This is a genomic window from Sphaerisporangium fuscum, from assembly GCF_018531465.1.
Classification (GTDB): domain Bacteria; phylum Actinomycetota; class Actinomycetes; order Streptosporangiales; family Streptosporangiaceae; genus Sphaerisporangium; species Sphaerisporangium fuscum.
The window spans coordinates 179,180-203,954 of the sequence record NZ_JAHDTF010000013.1; the positions used below are offsets into that span (position 1 = coordinate 179,180).

The following is a 24,775-nucleotide window of genomic DNA, read 5'->3' on the forward strand; positions in this document are numbered from 1 at the left end:
CGCTAAGACCTCAACCTAAGTTGAGGTCAAGGCCGTTCACCCGAGTCGCGCAGCTCCCGGCGCTGGACGGCGATCAGCCAGGCCATGGACGGCCCGATGAGCGCGACCCCGACGGCCGTGACCACCAGCGTGGCGACGAGCACCGAGGACTCGGCGGCGGCCTGCCGGTAGGTCAGCGACGGCGGGAGCATGACGGGGTACTGCGCGAGCGCCCACCCCCACAGGACCGCGATGACGCCGAGCATCGCCGACGCGCGGGCGATCGAATGGACGCGCCGCCACAGCATGACAAGCGAGAGGATACCGAAGATCGCGCTCGCCACCACCAGGGGCAGCGCGCGGCCGGTGAGACCGGTGAACAGCATCGGGGCGTCGAAGCGCAGCACGGCGATGCCACCGAGCGCCACCACGCCGATGACCACGGCCGCGACCAGCGCCCGTGGCCGGAACCACTCCGCCAGCTCGGTACACCGGGCCGCCCCGGCGTCGTCGCACAGGTAGGCCCCCGCCAGGTAGGCGCACACCAGCACCGCGAGCACCCCGCCCAGCAGGGACGTGGGGTTGAGCCAGCTCGTCACGATGTTCCCCCTGGCGAGCCCGAACGGCACCCGCCCGGAGGCGATGGCCCCGGCGACCGTGCCCATGAAGAAGGGGGTCAGCACCGACGAGACGGCGAACGCGGCGCCGAACAGGCGTCGCTGCCACAGCTCCTTGGCGGCCTTGCGGAAGGCGAAGGCGGTGCCGCGCGCGATGATGCCGAGCGCGGCCAGCGTCAGCGGGATGTACAGCGTCGACATGACCGAGGCGAACACCCCCGAGAACGCCGTCCACAGCAGCACGAGCACGAAGATCAGCCAGACGTGGTTGGCCTCCCACACCGGCCCGATCGACCGTTCGATGAGGTGGCGCCGGGTCATGCCGGGCCCGCTGCGCCCGGCGAGCAGGTCCCAGATGCCGCCACCGAAGTCGGCCCCGGCCAGCAGCGCGTAGAGCGTGAGCCCCGCCCACATCACGGCCAGCACGACCTGCGCGAGGTCCATCAGGCGGCTCCCGGCCCGCCCGGCTCACGGGCGAGCTCGGACTCCTGGGGCGCGACCGGCTCCTCCCCCGACCGCACCAGCCGCAGGACGTACAGCGTGACGACGGTGAGCACCAGGTAGACGAGGGTGACGACGACGAACCCGGTCCACAGGCCGGGGGCGGGGTTCACCGCGTCACGCGTGCGGAGGTGGCCGTACACCGTCCAGGGCTGCCTGCCGACCTCGGTGACGGTCCAGCCGGCCTCCACCGCGATGACGGCGGCCACCCCGGACAAGGCGGCCGGCCACAGGAACCACCGCGTGCCGGGCAGCCGGCGCCGGCGCCACCACACCAGGGCGAGCCAGGCCGACAGCAGGAGCAGCAGGAAGGCCATCGCCACCATGAGGTCGAAGGCCACGTGGACGATCGGCACCGGGGGCCGATCCCCCCGGGGCACCTTGTCGAGGCCCTGCACGACGGCGTCGAAACCGCCCTTGGCGAGGAACGACAGGCCGGAGGGGATCTCGAACGCGTAGCGCAGTTCGTCGCCGACGACGATGCCGCCGACGCTCAGTGGAGCCCGGGCCGTGGTGCGGAAGAGGCCTTCGGCGGCGGCGAGCTTGGCGGGCTGGAGTTCGGCGACCCGCTTGCCGGCGAAGTCGCCCACGATGATCTGGACGGGCGTGAACGCCGCCGCCATGGTGAACGGCACGAGGAAGCCGAGCAGGTGGTAGCGGTCGCGGCGCCCGCGCAGCATGCCCGCCGCGTACACCCCGGCCACGAGGAAACCGGTCACCATGAACGCGGCCACGATCATGTGCAGGGTCTCGTGCGGTACGGCCGGGTTGAACATCGCCCGCCACGGGCGCACGTTCCCCACCGCCGGCCCGGCGCGGACGAACCCCCGCGGCTGGTTCATCCAGGCGTTGGCGCAGATGACCAGGAACGCCGACAGGACGCCCGCGACCAGCACCGTGAGCCCGCTGAGCAGGTGCAGCCGCGGCGGGATCCGGTCCCAGCTGTACAGGTACACCCCGAGGAAGATGGCCTCGATGAAGAAGGCGATGCCCTCGGCCGCGAACGGCAGCCCGACGACCTGCCCGTACAGGCCCATCATGCCGGGCCAGAGCAACCCCAGCTCGAAGCTGAGGATCGTGCCGGACACCGCGCCCGCCGCGAACAGCACACCGACCGCCTTGGCCCAGTGACGGGCGAGGCGCATGTAGGCGGCGTCGCCGGTGCGCAGGGCGCGCCATTCGGTGACCACCATCAGCGCCGGCATGCCGATGCCCAGGCAGGCCAGCACGATGTGCCATCCGAGCGACACGGCCATCTGCGTGCGCGCGGCGAGCAGGTCGCCCGGGGTCGCGGGGCCCAGGAGGCCGAGGAGCTCCACCAGCCGTGGCGGGCCCGCGATCGGTGACGGGACCAGTCCGGCCGGGGCCGCCGGGCCTGCGGCCAGCGCCGCCACCTGCAACGTCGCCATCCGCGCCCCCCAACGCGCCCGATCACATCGGATGCCGACGGTAACACTGCGTACGCCTGATCAGCCCCGGGTGACCGCTGCGTCCGAATGGTCCGGCGACCGTGTCGGTGCCGGGCGCGGCGAGCCGTCGCCGCGTCGCGCGGCGGCGGGGGGGGACATGGCAGGGACGCGCCGGGTTTGCCCGAACCCATGCTGCGGATTTGCCTCCGCCCTGGTGACACGTCCGGGGAGGCGCTGGCTACTGTGAGATTCGTACCGCGCCGTCTTGGCGTATCCCGGGAAGCCATCTCGACGCTCCGTTCCGGCCCAGGCAGATCCTCAGGGCCGCAGAAGAGGGTTACGGAGTGATTCTCATGCTCGGACGACTCATCGCCACCGGCCTCCTGCTGACGGCGGCGCTGCTCACGGCGGCGGCCCCGGCCTCGCGCCTCAGTCGGGGTGGCGACGACGACGACTGGGACGACGACGACGATTACTGATCGTCGCCACGCGGCCTCCCGGCCGCACGGCTCAGCCGGTCGGCGGGGGTGAGACCCCCGCCGACCGCCTCGGGACCGATCCGCCTGCTCGGCGGCCCGGATACCCGGACGCGAACGCGTCGCCCCGCGAGGGTCTCGCGGGGCGACGGTTTTTTGCGCGCTTTATCCGATTGATCCGGCTATTCGGTCCTCCTGGGTCAGCCGCAGCGCCTGCCGCTGTTGATGCAGTTCACGGCCTGCTTCATCAGTGCTTCGGGCATGACGTTGATGAAGTCACCATGGTCGGTCACCGGCTTGTGCAACTGCTCCGGGAAACTGTCGACGGCGAAGCCGGGGCCCGGCGGCACGTTGTAGGTGATGCGCTGCTCCAGGGCGGGGATGGCCTGGAACCCGTTCGGGCACGAGCCGTCGGCGTTGATGAACGCCACGTGGGTGCGGTGGTTGGCGCTGTCGATGTTCTTGCCGTCCCAGCAGCTCTGGAACTTGAACTTGCGCACGACCTGGCTGCCGCGAGGGCAGATCGGGTACTTGTCCCGCAGCTCACGATTCTCGAAGCCGGTGCACGTCCAGCGGGCGTTGGCGTTGGTCGTGCCGTTGGTGAACGACTTGGCGTCACCGGTGATGATGCGCAGGAAGACCGGCATCGGGACGACCTTGCTGGTGGCGTTGCCGCTGAAGCTCAGGGTGACGCTGGCGGGACGGACGATGGTGCCGACGTTGCCGTCGAGGCCGCCGCCGGCCTTGTCGGCGTCGTTGCCCTTGCCGTTCTGCAGGCGCAGCACCGGCCAGTAGTGGGCGGACTTGTCGCCGTTGGAGCAGGTCGTCCCGGCCGCCTGGAGGCTCTCATTCGTGGAGAAGCCGCTGGTGTCCAGATTGCCCACGTAGTCGTGGACGTGGTGAGCGCCGTTGGTCACACCGGGGGCCACGATGACGTTGTCGGAGTTGAAGTGGCCGTTCTCGTTGCGGCCGCACCGGGTGACGAACGAGCCGCGTGAGCCGTTGCCCTGGAAGCGCGGCTGGTTCACGTTGGGCTGGACGCTGCGGATGTCGACGAAGTCCTCCGGCGACGGGCCGGAGGGCTTGCCCCCACCGTTGCCGTTGCCGTTGCCGTTGCCGTTGCCGTTTCCGTTGGTCGCGGTCGGCGTGGGCGAGGCGCCGCCGTTGTTGCCACCGCCGTTCTGCCCGCCGTTGTTGCCGTTGTTTCCGCCACCGTTGTTGTTTCCGCCGTTTCCGCCGTTCTGGCCGCCGTTGTTGAGCGAGCAGGTGGCGAGGTTCAGCAGGTTCGGACGACGGCCGCCGGCGCGGGCGATGGCGATCGAGATTCGCTGCAGGGTGGCGAAGCGCTTGGCCCTCAGCGGGCCGAGGATCGCGTTCTGGATGAAGTTGCGGCCCCCCTGCCCGCGCGTGGCGGCCAGGCGCCGGTTCGCCTCCGCGATCTGGGTGTCCAGCAGGTTCAGGTTCCGCTGCACCTCGGCCTGAGCGGCCGCGGGGACGTCGCCCAGCTTGTCGGCCACCGACGGGCAGTTCACGGTCTGCCCGTTGCCGTTCTGGCCGCCGTTGTTCCCCTGGCCGCCGTTGTTGTTCTGCCCGTTGTTGCCCTGGCCGTTGTTGTTCTGGCCGTTGTTGTTCTGGCCGTTGTTGTTCTGGCCGTTGTTGTTCTGGCCGCCGTTGTTACCGTTCTGGCCGCCGTTGTTACCGCCGTTCTGGCCGTTGTTACCACCGTTCTGGTTGTCGCCCTGCTGGGCGCCACCGTTGTTACCGCTGGCGTTGTTCAGGCCACAGGCCGCGAGGTTCTGCAGGTTCGGACGCTGACCACCGGCCCGTCCGATCGCGATGGTGATGCGGTCCAGTGTCGAGGCGCGCTTGTCCTTCAACGGACCGAGGATGGCGTTCTGGATGAAGTTCGGACCACCCTGCCCCTGCGAGGTCACCAGCCGCCGGTTCGCCTCCGCGATCTGGGTGTCCAGCAGGTTCAGGTTCCGCTGCACCTCGGCCTGAGCCGCGGCGGGGACGCCCTGCAGCTTGTCGGCGACGGACGGGCAGTTCACCGTCGGGGCCGCGGCCGCGGTCGTCAAGGTGGAGGCGCTGACGGAGTAGGCCGACAGCGACACCTCCGGGCTCATCCCCTGCCCAGCCGGGGTCAAGCTCGCCACGACGAGACCGACCCCCGCCCCACCCAGGGCAAGGACGCTCAGGACGGGCCTGAACCGCCGTCTGTGCTGGATTTGGATCATTCGAACTCCTCCCGGAGTCAGTGCTCATGGCGGCATAGGTTGGTGCCCCATCGGAGCGAGGTACGCGGGCTGCGCCGGGACAGTTCAGACAAATCCAAGAATTCTTCACGGGGAGTCGACGCCCCCGGTCTTCACCAGGTCAGAGGCTTCCGCCTCCCTCCGGACGGCCGCGGTCGCGCGCACTCCGGAACACCGGATGAACCGAACCGGCGCACGCGCCGTACTCGCCTGGCGGTGACACCTACAGGCACGCCGGATGGGAGATCTGCCATGAGACGCCTCAGCCTCACCACACGCGCGACCGGCCTCGTCGGCTCGGTGTTCGCGCTCACGCTCCTCACGGGATGCGGTGGCGGCGCGAGCCCCGAGGCGCCGGCCCTGGCCGCGGCCGGCGCCGCCGCCCCCGCCGACGCGGGGCAGCCGCTCACGCTCAAGGAACTCGCCGGCAGGACCGGCTGCGCGAAGCCCCAGATCCAGACCGACAGCGACGAGCTACGCCAGGGCGTGTGCAAGACCGACAAGGGCCAGTACGCCCTGGTCACCTTCTCCACCGACCAGGGGAAGCGGGACTGGCTGACCGAGGCCAAGGAATGGGGAGGCAACTACCTCGTCGGCAACAAGTGGGTCATCTCCGGCAACGACCCGGCGCTGCTGCAGTCGTTCAGCCAGGAGGTCGGCGGGAGCCTGGAGACGACGGCGCCGTGACGAACCGCAGGCACATCGCCGCCCTCGCCGTCGCGGCCGGACTCCTCGCCGGGTGCGGCGTCGCCCGGGGCGCCACCGCCGCGCCGCCCGCCGCGACGCCGGGGACGGTGGAGCAGATCTCGGCCAAGACGGGCTGCGCCGAGCCCCAGATCCAGGTGCAGGCCACCGAACTGCGGCAGGGCATGTGCAGGACGGCGGCCGGCCAGTACTCCGTCACCACCTTCGCCACCGACCAGGGCCAGAAGGAGTGGCTGGACGACGCGCTCAGCTACGGGGGCGCCTACCTGGTGGGCGCCCGGTGGATCGTCCTGGGGAACACCCGCGAGATGCTCGAACCGTTCCGCGCGAAGCTCGGCGGCACGATCACGATGGGGCACACCATGCCGATGCCCGAGGGGCAGCCGACGTCCCCGGGGCACCCCATGCCCGAGGGGCACCCGATGGACCACGGGCAGATGCCGGCCGGGCACTCGATGCCGTCCGGCGAGCACGCCATGCCCTGACCGGGAACGCGCCGTGCCGGACGCCGGAAGGCACGCGGGGCCGGACCGGCGAGGGGACTCCTCGCCAGCCCAGCCCTGCGCGGACGGCGAACCGTCAGGAGATGGACAGGGCGCCCGACGGGCACACCTGCACCGCGCGGCGGACGGCCGCCTCCTGGTCGACGGGCGGCTCCGGCTCGAGCACCACCACGGTGCCGTCGTCCTCGCTCTGGTCGAACACCTTGGCGGCGGTCAGGACGCACATCCCGGCCCCGATGCACACCTCGGTGTCCGCTTTGATCCGCATGAGTGGAAACCTCCTACCAGGCCACCGGGAGCCGGTGTACGCCGTAGATTGCCATGTCGGAGCGCATCGCGACCTCCTCCGGAGGTATGGCGAGACGCAGGTGCGGGAATCGCCGCAGCAGGGCAGGGTACGCGATGCGCATCTCGATCCGGGCGAGCTGCTGCCCCAGGCACTGGTGGATGCCGTGGCCGAAGGACAGGTGCCCGGTCGCCTGCCGCGTGATGTCCAGCGTGTCAGGATCCTCGAACTTCGACGGGTCGCGGTTGGCGGCGCTGACCGACATCGTCACCGACTCGCCCGCCTTGATCATATAGCCCTCGATCTCCACATCTTCCAGGGCCGTCCGGATGGTGCCGATGTGGATGATCGTGAGGTACCTGAGGAGTTCCTCGACGGCGGTGTCCGCCAGCGAGGGGTCCTCGCGGAGGGCGGCGAGCTGCTCGGGGTTGTTCAGCAGGGTGTAGGTGCCGAGGGCCAGCATGTTGGCGGTGGTCTCGTGCCCGGCGATCAACAGGAGCGTGGAGACGCCGACGAGCTCCTCGTCGGTGAGCTTCCCCGTCTCGATCAGACCGCTGATCAGGGCGTCGTCCGGCTCGGAGCGCTTGCGGACGACCAGGTCGTACAGGTAGGCCAGCAGCCGGTCGATCGCGGCCTGCGTCTCCTCGAAGGAGGACTCGAGGTTGAGCAGGGCGGACGAGTCGCGCTGGAAGCGGTCGTGGTCGGAGTAGGGCACGCCGAGGAGCTCGCAGATCACCAGGGAGGGGATCGGCAGCGAGAAGGCCTTCACCAGGTCGGTCGGTGAGCCCTCCCGCTCCATGGCGTCGAGCCGGTCATTGGTGATCTTCTCGATGCGCGGCTCGAGCTGCTTCATCCGGCGGACGGTGAACTGCCCGGTCAGGAGCTTGCGGAACCGGGTGTGCTCGGGAGGGTCTTCCCGCAGGAAGAACCCGGGCCGCCTGGTCAAGGCCTGCTGCTGCCGCAGCCGCTGGGGGATCGGCGGGTGCAGCAGCTCGACCCGGCTGCTGAAGCGGGGGTCGGCGAGGATCGCCCGGACCGCGGAGTAGCCCGTGGCCAGCCAGCCGACGTGGCCGTCGGCGTACAGCATCGGCCGTAACGGGCCTTCCTCTCGCCATTTGCCCAGGACTTGCGGCGGATCGAGGGCCTGCTCGCGGGCGAGCGGGAGGGTTACGGGCTCGGGCATCGCGTTGGGCATGACGCGCTCCTTGACAGAGGTCGAAACCGGGCGTCGTTCCTTGTTCTTACAGAAAACAGTACCTCCTGTTGAATTGCAACGGATGAAAAAAATCAGCTGATGCAGTAAAGTTCCGGCATGGCGGGCGGTACAGGTCTGAGGGAACGCAAGAAGCTGCGCACGCGCCGGCTGCTCATCGAGGAGGCGCTGCGCCTGTTCGAGGAGAAAGGCTTCGACGAGACGACCGTGGCCGAGATCGCGGCGGCGGCCGAGGTCTCCACCCGCACGTTCTTCAGCTACTTCGTGAGCAAGGAGGACGTCGTCTTCTTCGACACCCCCTCGCGGGTCGGCCGGGTGCTCGCCGTGATCGCCGACCGCCGGCCCGGTGAGCCGGTGGTCGACCTGCTGGGCCGGGTGGCCGATTCGGTGCTGGCCTTCGACGCCGAGGACGTCCAGCTCGCCATGGAGCTCGCCCCGGCCCGCCTCCGCCTGATCATGTCCGTCCCCGCCCTCCAGGCGCGGGCGCTGCACCAGCTGTTCGACGTGCAGAGGCGCGTGGCCGAGGCGTTGCGGGACGCCTACGCCGGGGAGCTCGATCCCGTCGAGGCCGCGGCCGCGCTCGGGGCGTTCGTAGGCGCGGTGAAGATGGCGCTCATGGCGAGCAGGGACGCCGGCGACCCGCCGGAGCGGATGTGGGCGGCGGCACGCAGGGGCATCGAGATAGCGGTGCACGGCCTGCGCTCACTGGAGACGGGCGACCGGCCCCACATGTGACGCTGGAATGCCGGAATAGGGAACAAAAGGGTAACCGATCCGGGTATCGCGTGCGTGTTTCACCTCAAAAGGGTTTGATCGGGTCGGAGAGCTCGCCACCAGGGTTTTTTACGACAAAATCATGCCCCGAGGGCACCGGCATGGCGGCCCTCGACCGTGAGCATCCCGGCTCCTCCCGGAGTCCCGCGCCAAGTCCGTCTCGGAATTGGATTGCGGCGCGGCTGTTCCTGGTGTTCCGTCTCGCTGTGGGGTACAGACATGAGAAGTCGTGAGACTCTGCCATTCGGCGAGGGCGCCGGGACCGCCCTTTCCGGCGGAGCCCCGCTCGTCGGCCGCCGCGACGCCCTCGAGGCCTTCGCCCAGACGGTCGGCGCGACGTTCACCGAAGGGTTCCAGTTCCTCGCGGTGGTCGGCGAACCCGGCGCCGGCAAGACACGGTTGCTGGCGGAGCTCGCCACCATCGCGTCCGGCCGCGGACTGACGACACTGTGGGGCAGGGCGGCCGAGTTCGAGCAGGTCCTGCCGTTCAGCGCGTTGATCGACGCCCTGGACGACCACCTCGAGGCGCGGCGCGACGAGCTACCCGGCCGGCTGGGAGCCGGGCAGACCCGCCTGCTGGCCACCGTGTTCCCGGCGCTGGCGGGCAAGATGCCCGACGAGCCCGGGGAACGGGGCCACGCCGAGGACGCCGACCTCAGCGGCATGCTCCGCTACCGGCTCTACCGGGCGTTGCGGCAGCTCATCGACGAGCTGTCCACCCCCGGCGGGCTCGCGCTGATCCTCGACGACGTGCACTGGGCCGACGACAGCTCCGCCGAGTTCCTCGACCACCTCGTCCGCCACCCTCCGCGCGGGAAGGTGCTGGTCGCCGTGGCCTACCGTCCCGCCCAGGTCACCGCGCGCCTGGCGGCCCTGGCGCTCAGCACGGGCGGGCACGGACGGCAGGTCACGGTCGGGCCGCTCGACCGGGCGGAGGTGGAGGAGTTCCTCGGGCCGGACGTCAACCGCTCCCGGGGACGGGCACTGTACGAGGCGAGTGGCGGCAACCCGTTCTACCTGGAGGCCCTGGCCCGCATGAGCCGCCTCGACGTGAACGAGCTGCCCGCGACCGTGCGCGCCGCGCTCCAGGTCGAGCTCGGCGACCTGTCCCCCGGCTCGCTGCTGGTCGCGCAGGCGGCCGCGGTGACCGCCGACGAGTTCGACCCCGCGCTCGCCGCCGTGGCCGCGCAGGTCTCGGAGGCCGGCGCGCTGGAGGCCCTCAGCGAGCTGGTGGCCCGCGACATCGTCCGCCCCGCCGCGGCGGGCCGGTTCCGGTTCCGACATCCGCTGGTGAGACGGGCGGCGTACGAGTCGGCGGCGGCGGGCTGGCAGCTCGCCGCGCACGCGCGGCTGGGCGCCTACCTGGCGAGCGTCGGCGCGCCCGCGACCGTCCAGGCCCACCACTTCGAACGGGCCGGGTCATTCGGCGACCAGCGGGCGATCGCCACCCTGGTGGACGCGGCCCGCGCGGTCGCCCCCCAGGCGCCGGCGACCGCCGCCCACTGGCTGCGCAAGGCCCTGGACCTCATGCCCGACGAGCCCGGCACGCTCGACCAACGGCTCGAACTGCTCCTGGAGCTCAGCCGGACGCAGGGGGTGAGCGGCCGGCTGGCCGAGGGCCGCGACACCGCCCGCGAGCTGCTGCGCCTGCTCCCCCCGGACGACTACACGCGCCGGGCGAGGGCCGCGCGCATCTGTGCCCTGATGGAACGCCAGCTCGACCGGCCCCACGAGGCGCGTGCCCTGCTGCTGGACGAGCTGCGCCGGATGCCGCACCCCCGCGCCGCCGCCGCGATCCCCCTGCGGATGCGCCTGGTCGCCGAGAGCATGATGCGCGTCGACTTCCGCGCCGCGCAGGCCGTGCTCGACCTGATGCCCGACTCCGAGGACGACTGGGAGCCGGGCCTGGCGATGGCGGTGGCGGCGTTGCGGCCGATGCCGGCGTTCGCGGCGGGACGGATGGCCGAGGCGCTGCGCAGCGCGGACGCCGCCGACCGGCTCATCGCCACCGCCCTCGACGACCACCTCGCCGAGTGGCTGGACGCGGTCGCCTGGCTGTGCTGGGCCGAGACGAACATGGGACGTTACTCGGTGGCGCTGCGGCACTTCGAGCGTGCCGCCGCCGTCGCCCGCTCCACCGGCCAGACCTACATCCTGACCAACCTGCTGGCGGGCAAGGCCCGCACGCTGGCCATCCTCGGCCGGCTGACGGAGGCGCTGGACACCGTCGACGAGTCGGTGGAGGGGGCCCGGTTGCTGGAGTCGGGGCAGCAGCTGGTCTTCGCCCTCACCCAGCTGTGCCTGGCGACGGCCTGGTCGGGCGACCACGACGCCGCCGCACGGGCCGGCGACGAGGCGATCCAGGCGGGAGTGGGCGGCGGCGAGGTGTGGGGCGACATGGCCCGGCACGCGCGGGCGGTCGCGCTGCTGGCCGCCGGGCGCCTGGAGGAGGGCATCGAGGCCGTCCAGGCGGCCTGCCGCGGCTTCGACGACCCCCGGCTCGACCGCGGCAGCCTGCTGGGCAGCTGCGAACTGCTCGCGCAGGCCGAGGCCGCCCTCGGCCGGAGCGAGAAGGCGATGGGCTGGGCCGAGGTGGCGCAGGCCCTGGCCCATCCCGAACTACCGGCGTTCTCCGGCCTCATCCCGCTGGCCCGCTCCCACGCCCTCCGGGCCACCGACCCCGCCGCCGCCGGGCCGCTCGCCGACGAGGCGGCCGTCCTGCTGACCGCCGCCGAGCGGCGGATCGACGCCGGACGGGCGCTGCTGGCGGCGGGACTGGCCTACGGCGAGGCGGGCGAACGCCGTACCGCCCGGGAGCGGCTGCGCGACGCGACCGAGGTCTTCCGCTCCTGCGGGGCGCGGGCCCTGGAGGCGCAGGCCGTACGGGAGCAGCGCCGGCTCGGGGTGCGGGTGTCGACCGGCGGGGCGTCCGGGCAGGGCGCGCAGGGCCAAGGGTCGTACGGGCTGTCGCCCCGCGAGCTGGAGGTGGCCACCCTCGTCGCGGCGGGGCTGACCAACCAGGTGATCGCCGAGCAGCTGTTCCTCAGCGTGCGGACGGTGGAGACCCATCTGTCGCACGTCTTCGCCAAGCTCGGCGTCACCTCGCGCGTCGGCGTGGCGACCAAGCTGAACCGCGAGCGCTGAAACGGAGTCACACGTAGCGGGCCCCGCACGGATGTACGGGGTTTCCACGATGCCGCCCGCACCGCGCGATTGGCATTGTTGGACCCGTCACGAACAGGAGGACAGTGGGGATGGAACACCGCATACCGCGATACACGCTCGAGGGCGTGTCGGGCGCCGAGGTGTCGGTGCATCCCTTCTCGACCGAGGACGAGCTCGGCCTGACGTTGACGAGGTTCCGCGCCGCGGACTCCGACGACGTCGTGCTGCTGGTCCACGGGCTGACCTCGTCCAGCGACATGTTCATCATGCCCGAGCATCACAACCTGGTGAGCTACCTGCTGGACAGCGGTTTCGGGGACGTGTGGGCCCTCGACTTCCGGATGAGCAACCGGTTCCCCTACAACATGGAGACCCGGCGGCAGACCCTGGACGACATCGCCGCCTTCGACCACCCGGCAGCCATGCGCGAGCTCCGCCGTCACGTTGGGGCACGGCGGATCCACGTCATAGCGCACTGCCTGGGGTCGGTGTCGTTCCAGATGAGCCTGTTCGGCGGAGCCGTCGAGGGTGTCACGAGCATGGTGGCCAACAGCGTCGGGCTGACGCCGCGGGTCCCCCGGTGGGCGCGGCTCAAGCTCGGCGTCGGCCCGGCCCTCCTGGAGTACGGCCTCGGGCTGTCCTATCTCGACCCGAGGTTCGTCGACGCGCCGCCGCTGACGCGGCGGTGGCTGCTCTCGCGGGCGGTCTCGTTCTTCCACCCCGAGTGCCGGGAGCCGGCCTGCCACATGCAGAGCTTCATGTGGGGCAGCGGCCGGCCGGCCATGTACCGCCACCGCAACCTCGCGCCGCAGACCCACGTGCAGGAGCGGCTGGCCGACCTCAACGGCGCGGCGGACGTCAACTACTACCGTCACATCAACAAGATGGTGCGGGCGGGGCACGCCGTGAAGTGCGACCCCGGCAATTCCGCCCATTCCGCCCTGCCCGACGACTACCTCGCCGGAGCCGGCCGCGTCGAGACGCCGGTGCTGTTCATGACCGGTGACCACAACGACGTGTTCACCGACTCCAACATCGTCTGTCACCGCATCCTGTCCAAGCGGGCCCCGGGCCGGCACGAGCTGCAGATCCTCCCGGGGTACGGCCACATCGACCCCCTCATCGGCAAGAACGCCCATGTCGACGTCTTCCCGCGCGTCGTGGACTTCCTCAAGCGTCACGCGGGATGAAGAACGAGCGTCATGAGCAACGGCAACATGAGAATCCAAGGGCGATCGACCGCCGCGAGCGGAGCGAGCCGATGAGCACGGAGAACGTGGACGTCGTGGTCGTGGGATCCGGTTTCGGCGGGTCCGTCGCGGCGTACCGCCTGGCCTCGGCGGGGCTGTCGGTGGTGGTGCTCGAACGGGGACGTGCCTACGCACCGGGCATGTTCCCGCGCAGCCCCGCCGAGATGGGCCGGGCCTTCTGGGACCCCCAGGAGGGGCACTACGGGATGTACGACGTGTGGAGCTTCGGCGGCTGCGACTCCGTGGTCGCCAGCGGGCTCGGCGGCGGGTCCCTCATCTACGCCAACGTCATGCTCCGCAAGGACGAGCGCTGGTTCGTGCACGAGGAGCCGCTGGCGACCGGCGGTTACGAGACCTGGCCGGTGACCCGCGAGGACCTCGACCCGCACTACGACGCGGTCGAGGAAATGATCGGCACCACGCCGTACCCGCTCGACCACCAGCCGTACGAGGACACCCCGAAGACCCGTGCGATGCAGGACGCCGCCGCCGAGCTCGGCCTCGACTGGCGCCTGCCGCCGCTGGCGATCAGCTTCGCCCCCGCCAGGGGCGCCAGGCCCGGTCTCGGCCTGCCGATCGCCGACCCGGTGTACGGCAACGTGCACGGTGTGCCGCGCCGCACCTGCCGCCTGTGCGGCGAGTGCGACATCGGCTGCAACGACGGGTCGAAGAACAGCCTGGACCACACATACCTGTCCGCGGCCCGCCACCACGGTGCCGATCTGCGCACGCTTCACGAGGTACGATCCATCCGGCCGCGCGAGGGGGGCGGCTACGAGGTCGACTACGTGCGGCATCACCCGGCGAGCGGGCCGCGGACCATCGGCTGCGACCGGCTGGTGCTGGCCGCCGGCACCTACGGCACCACCTACCTGCTGCTGCGCAGCAAGCACGCGTTCCCCGGTCTCAGCGGCACGCTCGGCAGCCGGTTCTCCGGCAACGGCGACCTGCTGACGTTCCTGCTGCGGGCCAAGGACCGCAGCAGGACCCGCACGATCGACGCCAGCCGGGGGCCGGTGATCACCAGCGCGATCCGGCTGGCCGACGCCACCGACGGCACCCGCGAGAGCGGCCGGGGCGCCTACATCGAGGACGGCGGGTATCCCGCGTTCGTCGACTGGCTGGTGGAGGGCGCCGACGTCGGGCACGAGATCCGCCGGGCGGCCCGGTTCATCGCCGAGCGCATCCGCGCCCTGGTCACGCACGACACCAACCTGTCGGCGGAGATCGCCGACCTGGTCGGCGACGGCGAGCTCTCGGGTACGTCCCTTCCCCTGCTCGGCATGGGGAGGGACGTCCCGGACGGCGAGTTGCGGCTGCGCGACGGCAGGCTCGACGTGCAGTGGAACTCCGAGGCCAGTGAGGCGCACTTCGAACGGCTCCGCGCGACGATGCGCCGCATCGCCGACGTGCTCGGGGCCGAGCACTCCGGAATGCCGGCGTGGCTGGGCAAGCGAATCATCACCGTCCACCCGCTCGGCGGTGTGCCGATGGGACGGCATCCCGGCGAGGGCGTGTGCGACGCCTTCGGCGAGGTGTTCGACCATCCGGGGCTGTACATCGCCGACGGCGCCGCGCTGCCGGGCCCGGTGGGCGCCAATCCGTCGCTGACGATCGCCGCGCTCGCCGACCGCATGTGCACCCGGCTGCTCGAACGGCGGCCGGTGGGGGGAACAGGGCACACCAACAGAGGGAAGACGCACATGACCGTGGGGACCGGACGGGCGGGCGCCGCGCCGTCCGAGGAGGCGCGCGGCCTCGTGGCGGGGCGCCCCGCCGAGCGCACGTCTCTGTCGTTCACCGAGGAGATGGGGGGATACGTCTCCCTCGGGGCGACCGATCCGCGATCGGCCGACATCAGCGGCCGGTCGGAGGGTGACCGGCTGTCGTTCCGGCTCACCATCGTGGTCGACGACGTCGACCGGTTCCTGTCGGAGCCCGAGCACCGGGCGCGGGCCGAGGGCTGGGTGGAGGCCCCCTCCTGCGGGGGCAGGCGCCTGGTGGAGCGCGGCTGGTTCAACCTCTTCTCGCCCGGCGGGGCTCCCGACCGGCGCGAGATGCGGTACCGGCTGTGGTTCACCGACGGCCAGGGCCGCCCGTTCACGCTGGCGGGTGTCAAGGACGTTCATCACGGGCCCGCCACACGGCTGTGGCTCGACACCTCGACCCTCTTCACACGACTGCTGGAGGGTCACGTTCCGGATGGCGAGGACGAGACGGCGGTGGTGGCGGGGGCCGGGGCCCTGCACATCCAGCCGATGGACCTCGCCGCGACCCTGAAGAGCTTCCACACCGAAGGTCCGCACGGTCTGTCCGCGCTGACCCGGTTCGGGCGGTTCTTCGTGGGCGAGCTCTGGGACGTCTACGGACCGGGGTGAGGCGGAAACCCCGAGGCGGCCGATCGGTTGAGGGGGAGGTGGATCCCCCATCCGATCGGCCGCCGGCTCCGGGTTCGCGCCGCCTACTTCGAGGGGTACGGCGTGGGCGTCGGCGGCAGGGGCAGCGCGGGGAAGTCGACCCTGCCCGTGCTCTCGAGAAGGGTCATGTGCTTCATGACCACGTCGACGGCCGCCGAGGCGAAGGCCCTGATGTCGGAGTTGCGGGTGCCGGCCCGTACGGCGGAGACCACCGCGAACACCTTTCCGTGCGCGAAGCGCAGGCGGTTGGCGAAGGTCGCGTCGTAGTCGGCGCCCGTCTTTGTGGAGAGCTCGGCCATCCAGCCCTGCTGGTCGGCGTTGGGCGTGGAGGGAAGCACCACGCCGAGCTTGGCGGCGATGGCCCGCACCTGTTCGTCCAGCTTGGTGTGGTCGGCGACGAGCTGCAGGCCGACCTCCTTGACCCGCTGGCTTCCGGCTCGCTCCTGCGCCTGCTGGCCCGTCGGGATCTCCCAGAGCCCCGCCTGCCGGACCTTGATCAGGAAGTCGCGGTCGGCCGGCCCGAGGGGGCCGGTGGGGGTGTTGACGAAGTCGGCCGGTGACGCCCCGCTGGCCGCGCCTCCCGGCGCGATCGTGAAGACCGCCACGGTGGCGATCACCAGGAACGCGAGCGCCGCGAGAACTTCCACGACCCGCAGCGGCCTGAGTTGAAGGTTCACCGAATGTCTCTTCCTTCCGTGTCCCGGAGATCCCTGGGCGCGCTTGTCAGGGGGAGGTACGGGGGCAGGTCAGGAGCGGTTCACCTCAAGTGACGAAATTTTCGGATGTTGTGGAAGTTGTGAGTTTGGCTCGCGTGGCTGGTGATCGACTGTCAGTATGTGCGCGTGCAGCGTCATCGCAGCGTCCGGTCGTCGCTACCGGAGGAAGCACACGAAGAGTCGGGCGAGCAGCTGGTCACCACGCTCTACCGCGAGTTCGGCGGCCCCCTCCTCCGCAACGTTCGCAGATTGACCGGAGGCGACCAGCAGTGGGCAGAAGATGTGGTCCAGGAGACGGTCTTCCGTGCCTGGCGTAACGCCGGGAAGCTGAACAGGGAGCCTGGCCTCCTGTGGGCGTGGTTGATGACCGTCGCCCGCAGGATCGTCATCGACGCCCATCGTCAGCGCTCCGTGCGTCCGCAGGAGGTTGAACCGGACAGGCTCGACACCGTATCCATACCCGACGGGTCCGAGTCGATGCTGTCGAAGATGGTGGTGTCGGAGGCCCTCCACCAGCTCTCGGAGGAACACCGGGAGGCTCTGGTGCAGACCTACATCTACGACCGTACGATCAATGAGGCGGCCGAAGTGCTGGGAGTTCCCCCGGGGACCGTGAAGTCCCGGGTCTACTACGCGCTTCGCGCCCTGCAGAAGACGATGAAGGAGAGGGGGTGACCGGTCTGATGGATTCACCCCCTCATGTCGAAGTGGCGGCGTACGTCCTGGGCATCCTGAGTGAGGAGGACGCCGAGGAGTTCGACCGCCATCTGCTCGACTGCCCGAGCTGCCAGAAGGAGCTCGTGGAGATGTACGAGCTGCCCGACGCCCTCAACCTCATCAAGAGCGACCTCAAGAGGTCGGTGAACGGCGCGGCCCGGGGCCCGGCTGACGGGGCGGAGTACGGCGTGAACGGCAGGGCGGTCACCTCCGCCGACGGGGCCGTTCCGGACGGTGTGGTGAGGGACCTGTGGTCGCCCCGCTCGCACCGGAAGACCTCCTCCTCCCCCGGCCGGCGGCGCGCGACGCCGTCCGAGCCGGCCTTCGAGGTGCCGCACGACGTCGACGAGGTCGCCCTCGCCCGTGACCGGCGGCGCCGCAACGTGTTCCTGGCGGTCGCCGCGGCGGTGATCATCGGGGTCACCGGCACGGTGGCGGCGCAGCTGTGGCCGGGCGCCGGCTCCGGCCAGAACGTCGCCGTCCAGGTGTTCGACGGCCGTAACGGCAAGACCGGCGTGAACGGCTCGGTCGGCCTGGTCGAGAAGGAGTGGGGCACCGAGGTGTCCTTCAAGCTCGCCGGCGTCACCGGTCCCGAGCGGTGCAGCCTGGTGGCCGTGGGCCGCGACGGCGGCACCGACATCGTGTCGGGCTGGCGCGTGCCGGACGGCAAGGGGTACGGCGTGGCCGGACACCCCGGCCCGCTGACGATGACCGGCGGCACCGCGCTGGCCAGGAAGGACATCGTCCGGTTCGAGGTGCGCAGGGACGACGGCGAGCGCCTGCTGCAGATCCCGGTGGCCTGAGGCCGCGAAGGTTCTCGCAGGACGGGGACGAGGGGGGTGCGGCCAGGCGTGTCGGCCTGGCCGCCATCGCACCCTGAAGGAGGCCGTGCCCGTGGGGCACGGCCCGGATGTCGACGGAAGCGCCCGCCTCGGCGGGCGCTTCCGTCGTTCTACCGTCTTTCCGCCGGCGCCGGGTCCAGGCGCAGCGCGAGCGCGGGGCAGATCTCGATCGCCCGGCGCGCCTCGCCCTCCAGCCGCTTGGGCACCGACGCCTTGCTGACCACCGGGTATCCGTGCTGGTCGAGCGTGATCAGGTCGGGCACCTCCATCGAGCACAGCCCGTGCCCCTCGCACCTGGACCAGTCGAGGATGAGCTGCGCCTCGCTGGCGCGCTTGGCCGGCTCGGTCGGCATCGGCAGCACACCGCGCACGGGCAGCCCGCAGGTGCCGTACGCCGCGTGCGTCATGATGTCCTCGGCGAAGACGTCGATGGCCGACAGCACGAAGTTCGAGGTGCCGTCCGGGTGGCTGCACGCGCCGCGGCCCCTCATCGTGGACACCGCGCGCTGCACCGCCTCGATGTGCCCGTTGCCGTCGGCGAGCGCGCCGAAGGTCTGCGCGAGGTCGGGCAGGCCCATGTAGCAGGGGCCGCACTGGCCGGCCGTCTGCCCGGCCATGTACCTGGCGATCCTCGCGGTCTCGCCGAGCGGGCAGGAGTCCCAGCCGAGCGGCACCACGATGCCCGCGCCGAGCGCCCCGCCGAGGGCCTCGAACCCGGCGCGCGACACCTCGGCGCGCTCGACCGCCTCGGCGGACATCCACTTGCCGTGGTACCCGCCGAGCAGCACGCCCTGGCCGATCGTCGCCTCGCACAGGTCGAGCACCTCGCGCAGCCGCACGCCCGTGGGCACCTCGACGACGGCGGGGCGCCTGGCCGAGCCGGTGACGCTGAGCAGGACCGTTCCCGGCTCCGAGGGCAGGCCCACCGAGGAGTACATGTCCACCCCCAGCATCGCCATCAGGGCGAGCTGGGAATAGGTCTCGGCGTTGGACAGCAGCGTCGGCATCCCGCCCACGCCGCTGTCGCTGGAGCGGATCTTGCGTCCGGGCGGGATGGGACGCTGGCCGTTGATGCCGTTGATCAGCGCGCCGCCCTCACCGGAGATGAAGCGGTCGGGCATGCGGACCACCCGGACGGTGTCGGTCATGCCGCGCTCGTGGATGGCGTTGAGCAGCGAGCGCTCGCCGGGACCGCCGTGCGCCACGCCCACGACGATCTCGCGGGCGTTGAGCGCGCGGGCCACCAGGTCGGCGCCGTCCAGGATCAGGTGCGGCGCCCGGTTGAGGAGCATCTTGTCCTTGTGGGCCGCGGGCTCGCCCTCGGTGGCGTTGACGACCACCGTGATCGGCGCTCCGCGCCGGGCCGCCGAGTCGATCACCGCGCGGAGCTTGCGGGCGAAGGGGAAGCCCGCGCCGCCGCGTCCTCGCAGGTCACCGAGCTCGGCCAGCGCGATCAGGTCGTCCTTGGGCAGCCTGGGGAGCTGCCCGTGGACGCGGCGGTGGGTGTCGTAGTCGAGCCGCGGCGAGCTGTCGAGCCCGGCCGTGATGCGGCCCGGCCCGATCCGGAACACCTGCATGACACCTGTGGGGCTCTGCACCTGGCTCACCGCCGCACCTCCTTGCGCAGGGTCGTCCAGAACTCCTCGTCGAAGACGTCGTCCACCCGGATGGGCTCGGCCTTGCGCCCGACGTTGACGGCTCTGGCGCTGCCGATGGCCCCGTCCCTCGGGCGGACGGTGACGAACAGGCGCATGAGCACGCCGAGCGCCACGACGACTAGAGTGCCGATGTAGCACCAGGTCACCCAGTCACCGGAGACGGGGCGGCCCGCGAACAGGCCGTGCACGATGGCGACGGGCCAGGAGACGTAGGCCACCACGTGCAGGAAGCGCCACAGCCAGGGCCACCGGTGCCCGACGAACTTGGCGCGGAAGACGCCGGTCGCGAACACGATGATCATCAGGTCGGAGGCGATGGTGCCGAGCCCGACGTAGAAGCCGGCGCCGCTGGTGAAGGGGATGCCCGCGTCGATCCCGTGCACACGGCCCCGCATGATCTGCAGGATGACGTGTGTGATCAGGAATCCGACCGCGAACACGGCGAGGGCGCGGTGGAGCGCCTGGAGGAAGAAGCGGTGCCTGACCGCCAGGACGATGCGATCGGTGGCGGCCAGTCCGACCACCACCACACCAGTCAGTCCAAGGAGCGTGTACACCCCCGAGTAGAAGATGAGATAACTCTGAACCCAACTGAGAACCGCCGCTCCGAGGAGAGCGGTTCCTGCGAGCAGCGACGTCGTCGTCAGCAGTCCGACCATGATCGGGGCTCGTGATCGAGACCGCTTCGGGGCAGCACGTCGATGTCGCGTTTCTCTCATATCCCGTCCTCCGCCAGATGACGCACACCGGAACGAGCCGGGGAACGTGTTGCTGGGTGCCTACCGGGATCTATCGGGACATTTGCGCGCGCGATCACACTAGCGCCTCGACAGCCCCGCTGGTACCAGAACGTTACAGATTTTCGGCAGGTTGAATTTTGGACTACCGAAGGGCCTTCTTGGTTCCAGAAACCGCCTATATCCGCCCAGAGGTAGTCGAACCTCCAGAAAAACCGGTGGTCCGGCCTCGACGGCCCGCTCTACGTTTGACCACGTGGAGACTTCCTGCCGCCGGACGATCGCCGACCCAGCCGGCCGTCCGGTGCTCAGCTTCGTCGAAGGAACCCGCGCCGGACGCCCCTACGCCGACCTGTCCCAGGTGCTCGGCCCCGGAGCGGTCGAGGCGATCAGGCGCCACCTCCCCGGCTGGGTCGTCTCCGGCGACGAGGACCTCGGCCGCGCCCTGCTCGCCATCGGCGCGCGGCCGCTGCGTCACGCCCACGCGTACTCGCGCGACCTGCGCGCCGAACCCGCCCCCGCCGAGTGGGCCGAGACGGGGTACGGCGTGGTGTCCTGCGACGCGGTGCCCCCGGCCGAGGTGCTGCCGGCCTGGCTCGCGGCCTACCCTCCCGGCCATCCCGACCACACCCCGGGCGACGACGTCAACGGCCTGCGGCGCCACCTCGAGCCCCTGCTCCGGGGTGAGATCCTCGGCCCTCTGCTGCCCTGCGGCGGCCTGCTGCTCAAGGACGGCCGGGTCGTGGCCGGGGTGGTCGTCGGCACCGCCCCGGGCGAGCCGCCGTTCAGCGGGCCGTGGGTGCTCGACGCCTTCCGGGACCCGCGCCCGGAGTTCGCGGGCCTCGGCGCGGTGATGCTGCGCCGCGCCCTGGCCCTGGCCACCCTGCACGGCCAGCCCGCACTCGGCCTCGCCGTCACCGACGGCAACCCCGCCCGCCGCCTCTACGAACGCCTCGGCTTCCGCCATACCCTGACGTCGATGACAGTGATCGTTCCGGACTGACAGACCGCGGCGGTCACGCGTCAGCGCGAGCGCAGGAAGGTCAACGCCGCGAGCACTCTCCGGTGGTCGTCGGCGTCCGGCCCGAGGTCCAGCTTGATGTGGACGCCGCTGATGTGCTTGGCCACGGCGGCCTCCGACACGTGGAGACGCTGAGCGATCGCGCTGTTGGACCTGCCCTCGGCGACCAATGCGAGCACCTCCCGTTCGCGGGGCGTGAGCGCGTCCAGCGGATCGTGTGCGCGACGGTGGACCAGCAGCTGGTGGACCACGTCGGGATCGATGACCGTGCCGCCGGCGGCGATCTCGCGCACCGCCTCCACGAACTTGAATCCGGCCTTGCCGCCCACCTGTGCGACGGCTTCCCCGCTGCCGGCCTGGATCGTCCCCGTGGCGGCCGCGGCGGCTCGCCCGTCCCCGCCCCGCGTCACACGACGGCGACGGCGTCGATCTCGACGAGGCATCCGGGGTTCAGGCCGGCCACGACGTGGACCGTGATGGCCGGCGGCGGGTCGGCCCGGTTCCACACCTCCTGGAAGGCGGCCACGCCCTCGTCGAACGTGTTGCCCTCCACCACGGCGATGCGCCAGTGGACGATGTTCGCCAGGCTCGCCCCCTCGCTCTCCAGGATGGTGGCGAGGTTGCGGAACACCTGCCTGGCCTGCTCACCCACCGTGGGACCGACGACCTTTCCGTCCGGGCCGACGCCGTTCTGCCCGCCGATGTAGATCGTCTTCGCCGGCTGCTCGACCACGACGGCCTGGCTGAAGGCCGGGCTGCGGTGCATCCCGGCAGGGTTGACGTGTCGTACACCCATGTGACTCTCCTCTCGCGATGACACCAGTAATACAGGTGTCGTGACGACACCACTTATAGTGGTGTCATGCGAGCGAACGCAACCGGACGGATGCTGCACGACCCCAAGGGAGGGTCCTTCTGGTTCGACGCCGGCGCCGTCTGCCTGGACTTCGCCCACACCGGCGGCGAGGGCCCCTACGCGGTGTTCGAGACCCTCCACGAGCCTGCCGACCTGGCCGAATGGCTGGCCCAGCCGCCGATCACCGCGGTCATGACGGTCCCCGTGACGGCCCGCGAGCTCACCGCGGCCAAGGCCCTGCGCCAGGCGATCTGGGACGCGGCGCACGCCCGGGCGGCGCATCGGCCCCTCCCCGCCGAAGCGATCGAGACCATCAACCGGTCCGCGGCCGCGGCACCACTGGTCCCCGAGCTCGCCGCCGACGGCACCACCGCGGGCTGGGCGCCGCCGGTACGGGCCACGCAGGCGCTGTCGACACTGGCCCGGGAGATGATCGAGCTGCTGTCCGGGCCGCTCTCCGGACGCATCCGCGAATGCGCGAGCGACGACTGCCCGCTGGTGTTCGTCGACACCTCCCGCCCCGGCGCCCGGCGCTGGTGCGCCATGGAACGCTGCGGCAACCGCCACAAGCTCCGCGCCCTTCGCGCCCGGCGGGCCGCCGACCAGTGACGCGGCGTTCGCACCCGGCGGGCCGATCAGTGACGCGGCGTTCGCACCCGGCGGGCCGATCAGTGACGCGGCGTTCGCGTCCGGCGGGCGGGCCGATCAGGGACGTGGCGTTCGCGTCCGGCGGGCGGCCCGGTGACGCGGCCTCGGGCGCCCGTTCAGGAACGCAGGTAGGTCAGCACGGCGAGGACGCGGCGGTGCTGGTCGCCGTCGTCGGCGTGCAGGCCGAGCTTGTTGAAGATGCTCCTGACGTGCTTCTCCACCGCGCCGTCGGTGACGACGAGCTCGCGGCCGATCGCGGGGTTCGACTTGCCCTCCGCCATCAGCCCGAGCACCTCGCGCTCACGCGGGGTCAGCGAGGCCAGAGGGTCGTCGCGGCGCCGCCGTACCATCAACTGGGCCACCACCTGGGGATCGAACACGGTGCCGCCGGAGGCCACCCGGCGCAGCCCGTCGAGGAACTCCTCGACGTCGGCCACGCGGTCCTTCAGCAGGTAGCCGACCGCTCCCCTGGCATCGGCGAGCAGGTCGTCGGCGTAGGACACCTCGACGTACTGGGAGAGGATCATCACCGGGGAGCCGGGCACCTGACTCCGGGCCTCGACGGCCGCCCGCAGGCCCTCGTCGGTGAAGCTGGGCGGCATGCGGACGTCGACGATCGAGACGTCCGGCCGGTGCGTGGCGATGGCCTTCACCAGGGCCTCGCCGTCGCCGACCGCCGCCAACACCTCGAAGTCGAACTCCTCAAGGAGCCTGACCAGCCCTGATCGGATCAGGACGGCGTCATCGGCCACGACTACCCGCACGGCACCTCCGCGACGATCAATGTCGGCCCCCCGACCGGCGACTGCACCAGCAGCTCGCCGTCGACCGCGCGCAGCCGGTCGCCGAGGCCGGCGAGACCGTGTCCCTTGGCGGCGTGCGCGCCGCCGACCCCATCATCGCCGATCGCGAGCACCAGCGTGTCCCCCATCCGCATCAGTGACAAGGTGCAGAGCTGGGCCCTGCTGTGCTTGGCGATGTTGGTGAGCGTCTCGGCGGCGACGTAGTAGATCGTGTTCTCCACCACGGCGGTGTACCTCTCGGCGGTCTGCACGTCGAGGTCGACCGGGACGGTGCAGCGTCCGGCGAGCGCGGCGAGGGCGGGGGCCAGCCCGCGGTCGCTCAGGATGGGCGGGGCGATGCCCCGCGACAGCGCCCGCAGTTCGTCGAGCGTCTCACGGGTCGCCGTGATCGCCTCGCCGAGGGTGGCGTGCGCGGCCTGCGGGTCCTTCTTGAGCTGGCGCTGGGCCCTGGAGAGCTCCATCGCCAGGTGCACCAGGCGCTGCTGGGGCCCGTCGTGGATGTCGCGCTCCAGCCTGCGCAGCGCGCTCGCCTCGGCCGACACCGCGGCCGCGCGCCCCTCGGTGAGGTCGTCGATCCGCTCCTGCAGCTCGGCGACCCCCGTGAGCAGCGCCCTGCCGAGCCCGGCCCGGAGCAGCGCCGCCGCCCGGACGACCGGCAGCAGCGTGATGCCGAAGACCGCGCCGAGGATCACGTAGAACACGCTGTCGGTGACGTAGCCGCTGCCGATGCCGAGCAGTTCGGGCAGTTGCGTGTTGTGCGGGATCCGCTCGGTGACCAGCCCGTACAGCGGGTAGGTCAGCCCGGCGATCGTGACCGACCACCAGACGAGGGTGACCACGAACGACACCAGCGCGATCGGGAACACGAAGATGCCGTGCAGCAGGTCGAGCCAGGACTGCCCCCTGGTCAGCGGCTGCACCAGCCTGCGCATCCGTCCGGCGTTCGGCGGGGCGGCCTTGTAGCGCGGCCGGGGCACGGGACGGCCGAGGATCCCGGGAAGGGAGCTCCGCTCGATCTCGGCGAACCCCCTGGCCATCTGCAGGCTGCCCGCCATGATCGGCAGCCCTATCCACACCACCGTCGTGCCGAGCCCGGCGACGAAGCCCACGAGCAGAAGGCAGAAGCTGACCACGGCAAGGGGGAAGCCGAGCAAGGTGTAGCGCGTGTCGGCGCCGAGGCGGCTGAACGGGGATTTCATGCCGCCAAACCTATGGTGACGTACCGCC

Annotated in this window: 23 protein-coding genes; 11 read left to right on the top strand and 12 right to left on the bottom strand. The window is 71.2% G+C overall.

What is annotated here, in order from left to right:
- Positions 1-26: 26 nt before the first annotated feature.
- Positions 27-1,040, bottom strand: coding sequence for a cytochrome d ubiquinol oxidase subunit II (locus KIK05_RS17390; RefSeq protein WP_214411764.1), 1,014 nt, complete (start codon positions 1,038-1,040; stop codon positions 27-29).
- Positions 1,040-2,506, bottom strand: a complete 1,467-nt coding sequence (locus tag KIK05_RS17395; protein WP_214411765.1) for a cytochrome ubiquinol oxidase subunit I — start codon at positions 2,504-2,506, stop codon at positions 1,040-1,042. The genes KIK05_RS17390 and KIK05_RS17395 overlap by 1 nt, the downstream gene beginning before the upstream one ends.
- Before the next feature lie 353 nt (positions 2,507-2,859).
- On the opposite strand from KIK05_RS17395, the gene KIK05_RS48140 reads away from it, so the two are divergent.
- Positions 2,860-2,985 carry a hypothetical protein gene (locus KIK05_RS48140; RefSeq protein ID WP_284681342.1) on the top strand — a complete coding sequence of 42 codons (126 nt, stop codon included), beginning with the start codon at positions 2,860-2,862 and terminating at the stop codon, positions 2,983-2,985.
- A gap of 197 nt (positions 2,986-3,182) precedes the next feature.
- Here KIK05_RS48140 and KIK05_RS17400 read toward each other — a convergent pair whose 3' ends face one another.
- Complete coding sequence (locus KIK05_RS17400; RefSeq protein WP_250562941.1) at positions 3,183-5,219, bottom strand: DUF1996 domain-containing protein; 2,037 nt, start codon at positions 5,217-5,219, stop codon at positions 3,183-3,185.
- A 270-nt stretch (positions 5,220-5,489) separates the two neighbouring features.
- Here KIK05_RS17400 and KIK05_RS17405 point away from each other — a divergent pair, with 270 nt between their 5' ends.
- Together KIK05_RS17405 and KIK05_RS17410 are read left to right on the top strand one after the other, a co-directional pair.
- Positions 5,490-5,924 (top strand): hypothetical protein, encoded by a 435-nt coding sequence (locus KIK05_RS17405; protein WP_214411766.1) that lies wholly within the window; start codon positions 5,490-5,492, stop codon positions 5,922-5,924.
- Positions 5,921-6,427: a hypothetical protein gene (locus tag KIK05_RS17410; RefSeq protein ID WP_214411767.1), complete on the top strand. Its 507-nt coding sequence runs from the start codon at positions 5,921-5,923 to the stop codon at positions 6,425-6,427. Before KIK05_RS17405 ends, KIK05_RS17410 begins: the two co-directional genes overlap by 4 nt.
- A gap of 94 nt (positions 6,428-6,521) precedes the next feature.
- On the opposite strand, the gene KIK05_RS17415 is transcribed toward KIK05_RS17410, so the two are convergent.
- Positions 6,522-6,713: a ferredoxin gene (locus tag KIK05_RS17415; protein ID WP_214411768.1), complete on the bottom strand. Its 192-nt coding sequence runs from the start codon at positions 6,711-6,713 to the stop codon at positions 6,522-6,524.
- Between the two features lie 13 nt (positions 6,714-6,726).
- Positions 6,727-7,926: a cytochrome P450 gene (locus KIK05_RS17420; RefSeq protein WP_250562942.1), complete on the bottom strand. Its 1,200-nt coding sequence runs from the start codon at positions 7,924-7,926 to the stop codon at positions 6,727-6,729.
- Positions 7,927-8,043: 117 nt separating this feature from the next.
- On the opposite strand from KIK05_RS17420, the gene KIK05_RS17425 reads away from it, so the two are divergent.
- The 4 genes from KIK05_RS17425 to KIK05_RS17440 all read left to right on the top strand — a co-directional run bounded on the left by KIK05_RS17425 (position 8,044) and on the right by KIK05_RS17440 (position 15,511).
- Positions 8,044-8,679 carry a TetR family transcriptional regulator gene (locus KIK05_RS17425; protein ID WP_214411769.1) on the top strand — a complete coding sequence of 212 codons (636 nt, stop codon included), beginning with the start codon at positions 8,044-8,046 and terminating at the stop codon, positions 8,677-8,679.
- Positions 8,680-8,937: 258 nt separating this feature from the next.
- Positions 8,938-11,862 carry a helix-turn-helix transcriptional regulator gene (locus KIK05_RS17430; protein ID WP_214411770.1) on the top strand — a complete coding sequence of 975 codons (2,925 nt, stop codon included), beginning with the start codon at positions 8,938-8,940 and terminating at the stop codon, positions 11,860-11,862.
- Positions 11,863-11,972: 110 nt separating this feature from the next.
- A complete protein-coding gene (locus tag KIK05_RS17435; protein ID WP_214411771.1) occupies positions 11,973-13,073 on the top strand; it encodes an alpha/beta fold hydrolase in 1,101 nt (366 codons plus the stop codon).
- A gap of 71 nt (positions 13,074-13,144) precedes the next feature.
- Positions 13,145-15,511 (top strand): GMC oxidoreductase, encoded by a 2,367-nt coding sequence (locus KIK05_RS17440; protein WP_214411772.1) that lies wholly within the window; start codon positions 13,145-13,147, stop codon positions 15,509-15,511.
- Positions 15,512-15,594: 83 nt separating this feature from the next.
- Here KIK05_RS17440 and KIK05_RS17445 read toward each other — a convergent pair whose 3' ends face one another.
- Positions 15,595-16,227 (bottom strand): DUF4142 domain-containing protein, encoded by a 633-nt coding sequence (locus KIK05_RS17445; RefSeq protein ID WP_214411773.1) that lies wholly within the window; start codon positions 16,225-16,227, stop codon positions 15,595-15,597.
- A gap of 159 nt (positions 16,228-16,386) precedes the next feature.
- Between KIK05_RS17445 and KIK05_RS17450 the strand changes: the two genes are divergently transcribed.
- Together KIK05_RS17450 and KIK05_RS17455 are read left to right on the top strand one after the other, a co-directional pair.
- Entirely contained in the window at positions 16,387-16,941 is a 555-nt protein-coding gene (locus KIK05_RS17450) for a sigma-70 family RNA polymerase sigma factor (protein ID WP_372455595.1), read from the top strand.
- Complete coding sequence (locus tag KIK05_RS17455; protein WP_214411774.1) at positions 16,938-17,786, top strand: anti-sigma factor family protein; 849 nt, start codon at positions 16,938-16,940, stop codon at positions 17,784-17,786. Before KIK05_RS17450 ends, KIK05_RS17455 begins: the two co-directional genes overlap by 4 nt.
- 149 nt (positions 17,787-17,935) lie before the next feature.
- Here KIK05_RS17455 and KIK05_RS17460 read toward each other — a convergent pair whose 3' ends face one another.
- Together KIK05_RS17460 and KIK05_RS17465 are read right to left on the bottom strand one after the other, a co-directional pair.
- Positions 17,936-19,432 (bottom strand): NADH-ubiquinone oxidoreductase-F iron-sulfur binding region domain-containing protein, encoded by a 1,497-nt coding sequence (locus tag KIK05_RS17460; protein ID WP_308249966.1) that lies wholly within the window; start codon positions 19,430-19,432, stop codon positions 17,936-17,938.
- A complete protein-coding gene (locus KIK05_RS17465; protein ID WP_214411775.1) occupies positions 19,429-20,013 on the bottom strand; it encodes a ferric reductase-like transmembrane domain-containing protein in 585 nt (194 codons plus the stop codon). Before KIK05_RS17465 ends, KIK05_RS17460 begins: the two co-directional genes overlap by 4 nt.
- A 463-nt stretch (positions 20,014-20,476) precedes the next feature.
- Here KIK05_RS17465 and KIK05_RS17470 point away from each other — a divergent pair, with 463 nt between their 5' ends.
- Complete coding sequence (locus tag KIK05_RS17470; RefSeq protein ID WP_214411776.1) at positions 20,477-21,223, top strand: GNAT family N-acetyltransferase; 747 nt, start codon at positions 20,477-20,479, stop codon at positions 21,221-21,223.
- Positions 21,224-21,243: 20 nt separating this feature from the next.
- Here the strand turns inward: KIK05_RS17470 and KIK05_RS17475 are convergent, their stop codons facing one another.
- Complete coding sequence (locus tag KIK05_RS17475; RefSeq protein WP_372455596.1) at positions 21,244-21,651, bottom strand: LuxR C-terminal-related transcriptional regulator; 408 nt, start codon at positions 21,649-21,651, stop codon at positions 21,244-21,246.
- Positions 21,648-22,037: a RidA family protein gene (locus tag KIK05_RS17480; RefSeq protein WP_214411777.1), complete on the bottom strand. Its 390-nt coding sequence runs from the start codon at positions 22,035-22,037 to the stop codon at positions 21,648-21,650. Before KIK05_RS17480 ends, KIK05_RS17475 begins: the two co-directional genes overlap by 4 nt.
- A gap of 66 nt (positions 22,038-22,103) precedes the next feature.
- On the opposite strand from KIK05_RS17480, the gene KIK05_RS17485 reads away from it, so the two are divergent.
- Positions 22,104-22,706: a CGNR zinc finger domain-containing protein gene (locus tag KIK05_RS17485; RefSeq protein WP_250562943.1), complete on the top strand. Its 603-nt coding sequence runs from the start codon at positions 22,104-22,106 to the stop codon at positions 22,704-22,706.
- A gap of 155 nt (positions 22,707-22,861) precedes the next feature.
- Here the strand turns inward: KIK05_RS17485 and KIK05_RS17490 are convergent, their stop codons facing one another.
- On the bottom strand, positions 22,862-23,509 hold the full coding sequence (locus tag KIK05_RS17490) for a response regulator (RefSeq protein WP_214411778.1): 648 nt from the start codon (positions 23,507-23,509) through the stop codon (positions 22,862-22,864).
- Positions 23,500-24,747: a sensor histidine kinase gene (locus KIK05_RS17495; RefSeq protein WP_214411779.1), complete on the bottom strand. Its 1,248-nt coding sequence runs from the start codon at positions 24,745-24,747 to the stop codon at positions 23,500-23,502. Before KIK05_RS17495 ends, KIK05_RS17490 begins: the two co-directional genes overlap by 10 nt.
- Positions 24,748-24,775: the final 28 nt, after the last annotated feature.

Excerpts from the sequence above, each read along its gene's own strand:
- KIK05_RS17390 (WP_214411764.1), bottom strand. The coding sequence starts at position 1,040 with ATGGACCTCGCGCAGGTCGTGCTGGCCGTGATGTGGGCGGGGCTCACG.
- KIK05_RS17395 (WP_214411765.1), bottom strand. The coding sequence starts at position 2,506 with ATGGCGACGTTGCAGGTGGCGGCGCTGGCCGCAGGCCCGGCGGCCCCG.
- KIK05_RS48140 (WP_284681342.1), top strand. The coding sequence starts at position 2,860 with ATGCTCGGACGACTCATCGCCACCGGCCTCCTGCTGACGGCGGCGCTG.
- KIK05_RS17400 (WP_250562941.1), bottom strand. The coding sequence starts at position 5,219 with ATGATCCAAATCCAGCACAGACGGCGGTTCAGGCCCGTCCTGAGCGTC.
- KIK05_RS17405 (WP_214411766.1), top strand. The coding sequence starts at position 5,490 with ATGAGACGCCTCAGCCTCACCACACGCGCGACCGGCCTCGTCGGCTCG.
- KIK05_RS17415 (WP_214411768.1), bottom strand. The coding sequence starts at position 6,713 with ATGCGGATCAAAGCGGACACCGAGGTGTGCATCGGGGCCGGGATGTGC.
- KIK05_RS17420 (WP_250562942.1), bottom strand. The coding sequence starts at position 7,926 with ATGCCCAACGCGATGCCCGAGCCCGTAACCCTCCCGCTCGCCCGCGAG.
- KIK05_RS17425 (WP_214411769.1), top strand. The coding sequence starts at position 8,044 with ATGGCGGGCGGTACAGGTCTGAGGGAACGCAAGAAGCTGCGCACGCGC.
- KIK05_RS17430 (WP_214411770.1), top strand. The coding sequence starts at position 8,938 with ATGAGAAGTCGTGAGACTCTGCCATTCGGCGAGGGCGCCGGGACCGCC.
- KIK05_RS17435 (WP_214411771.1), top strand. The coding sequence starts at position 11,973 with ATGGAACACCGCATACCGCGATACACGCTCGAGGGCGTGTCGGGCGCC.
- KIK05_RS17440 (WP_214411772.1), top strand. The coding sequence starts at position 13,145 with ATGAGCACGGAGAACGTGGACGTCGTGGTCGTGGGATCCGGTTTCGGC.
- KIK05_RS17480 (WP_214411777.1), bottom strand. The coding sequence starts at position 22,037 with ATGGGTGTACGACACGTCAACCCTGCCGGGATGCACCGCAGCCCGGCC.
- KIK05_RS17485 (WP_250562943.1), top strand. The coding sequence starts at position 22,104 with ATGCGAGCGAACGCAACCGGACGGATGCTGCACGACCCCAAGGGAGGG.
- KIK05_RS17495 (WP_214411779.1), bottom strand. The coding sequence starts at position 24,747 with ATGAAATCCCCGTTCAGCCGCCTCGGCGCCGACACGCGCTACACCTTG.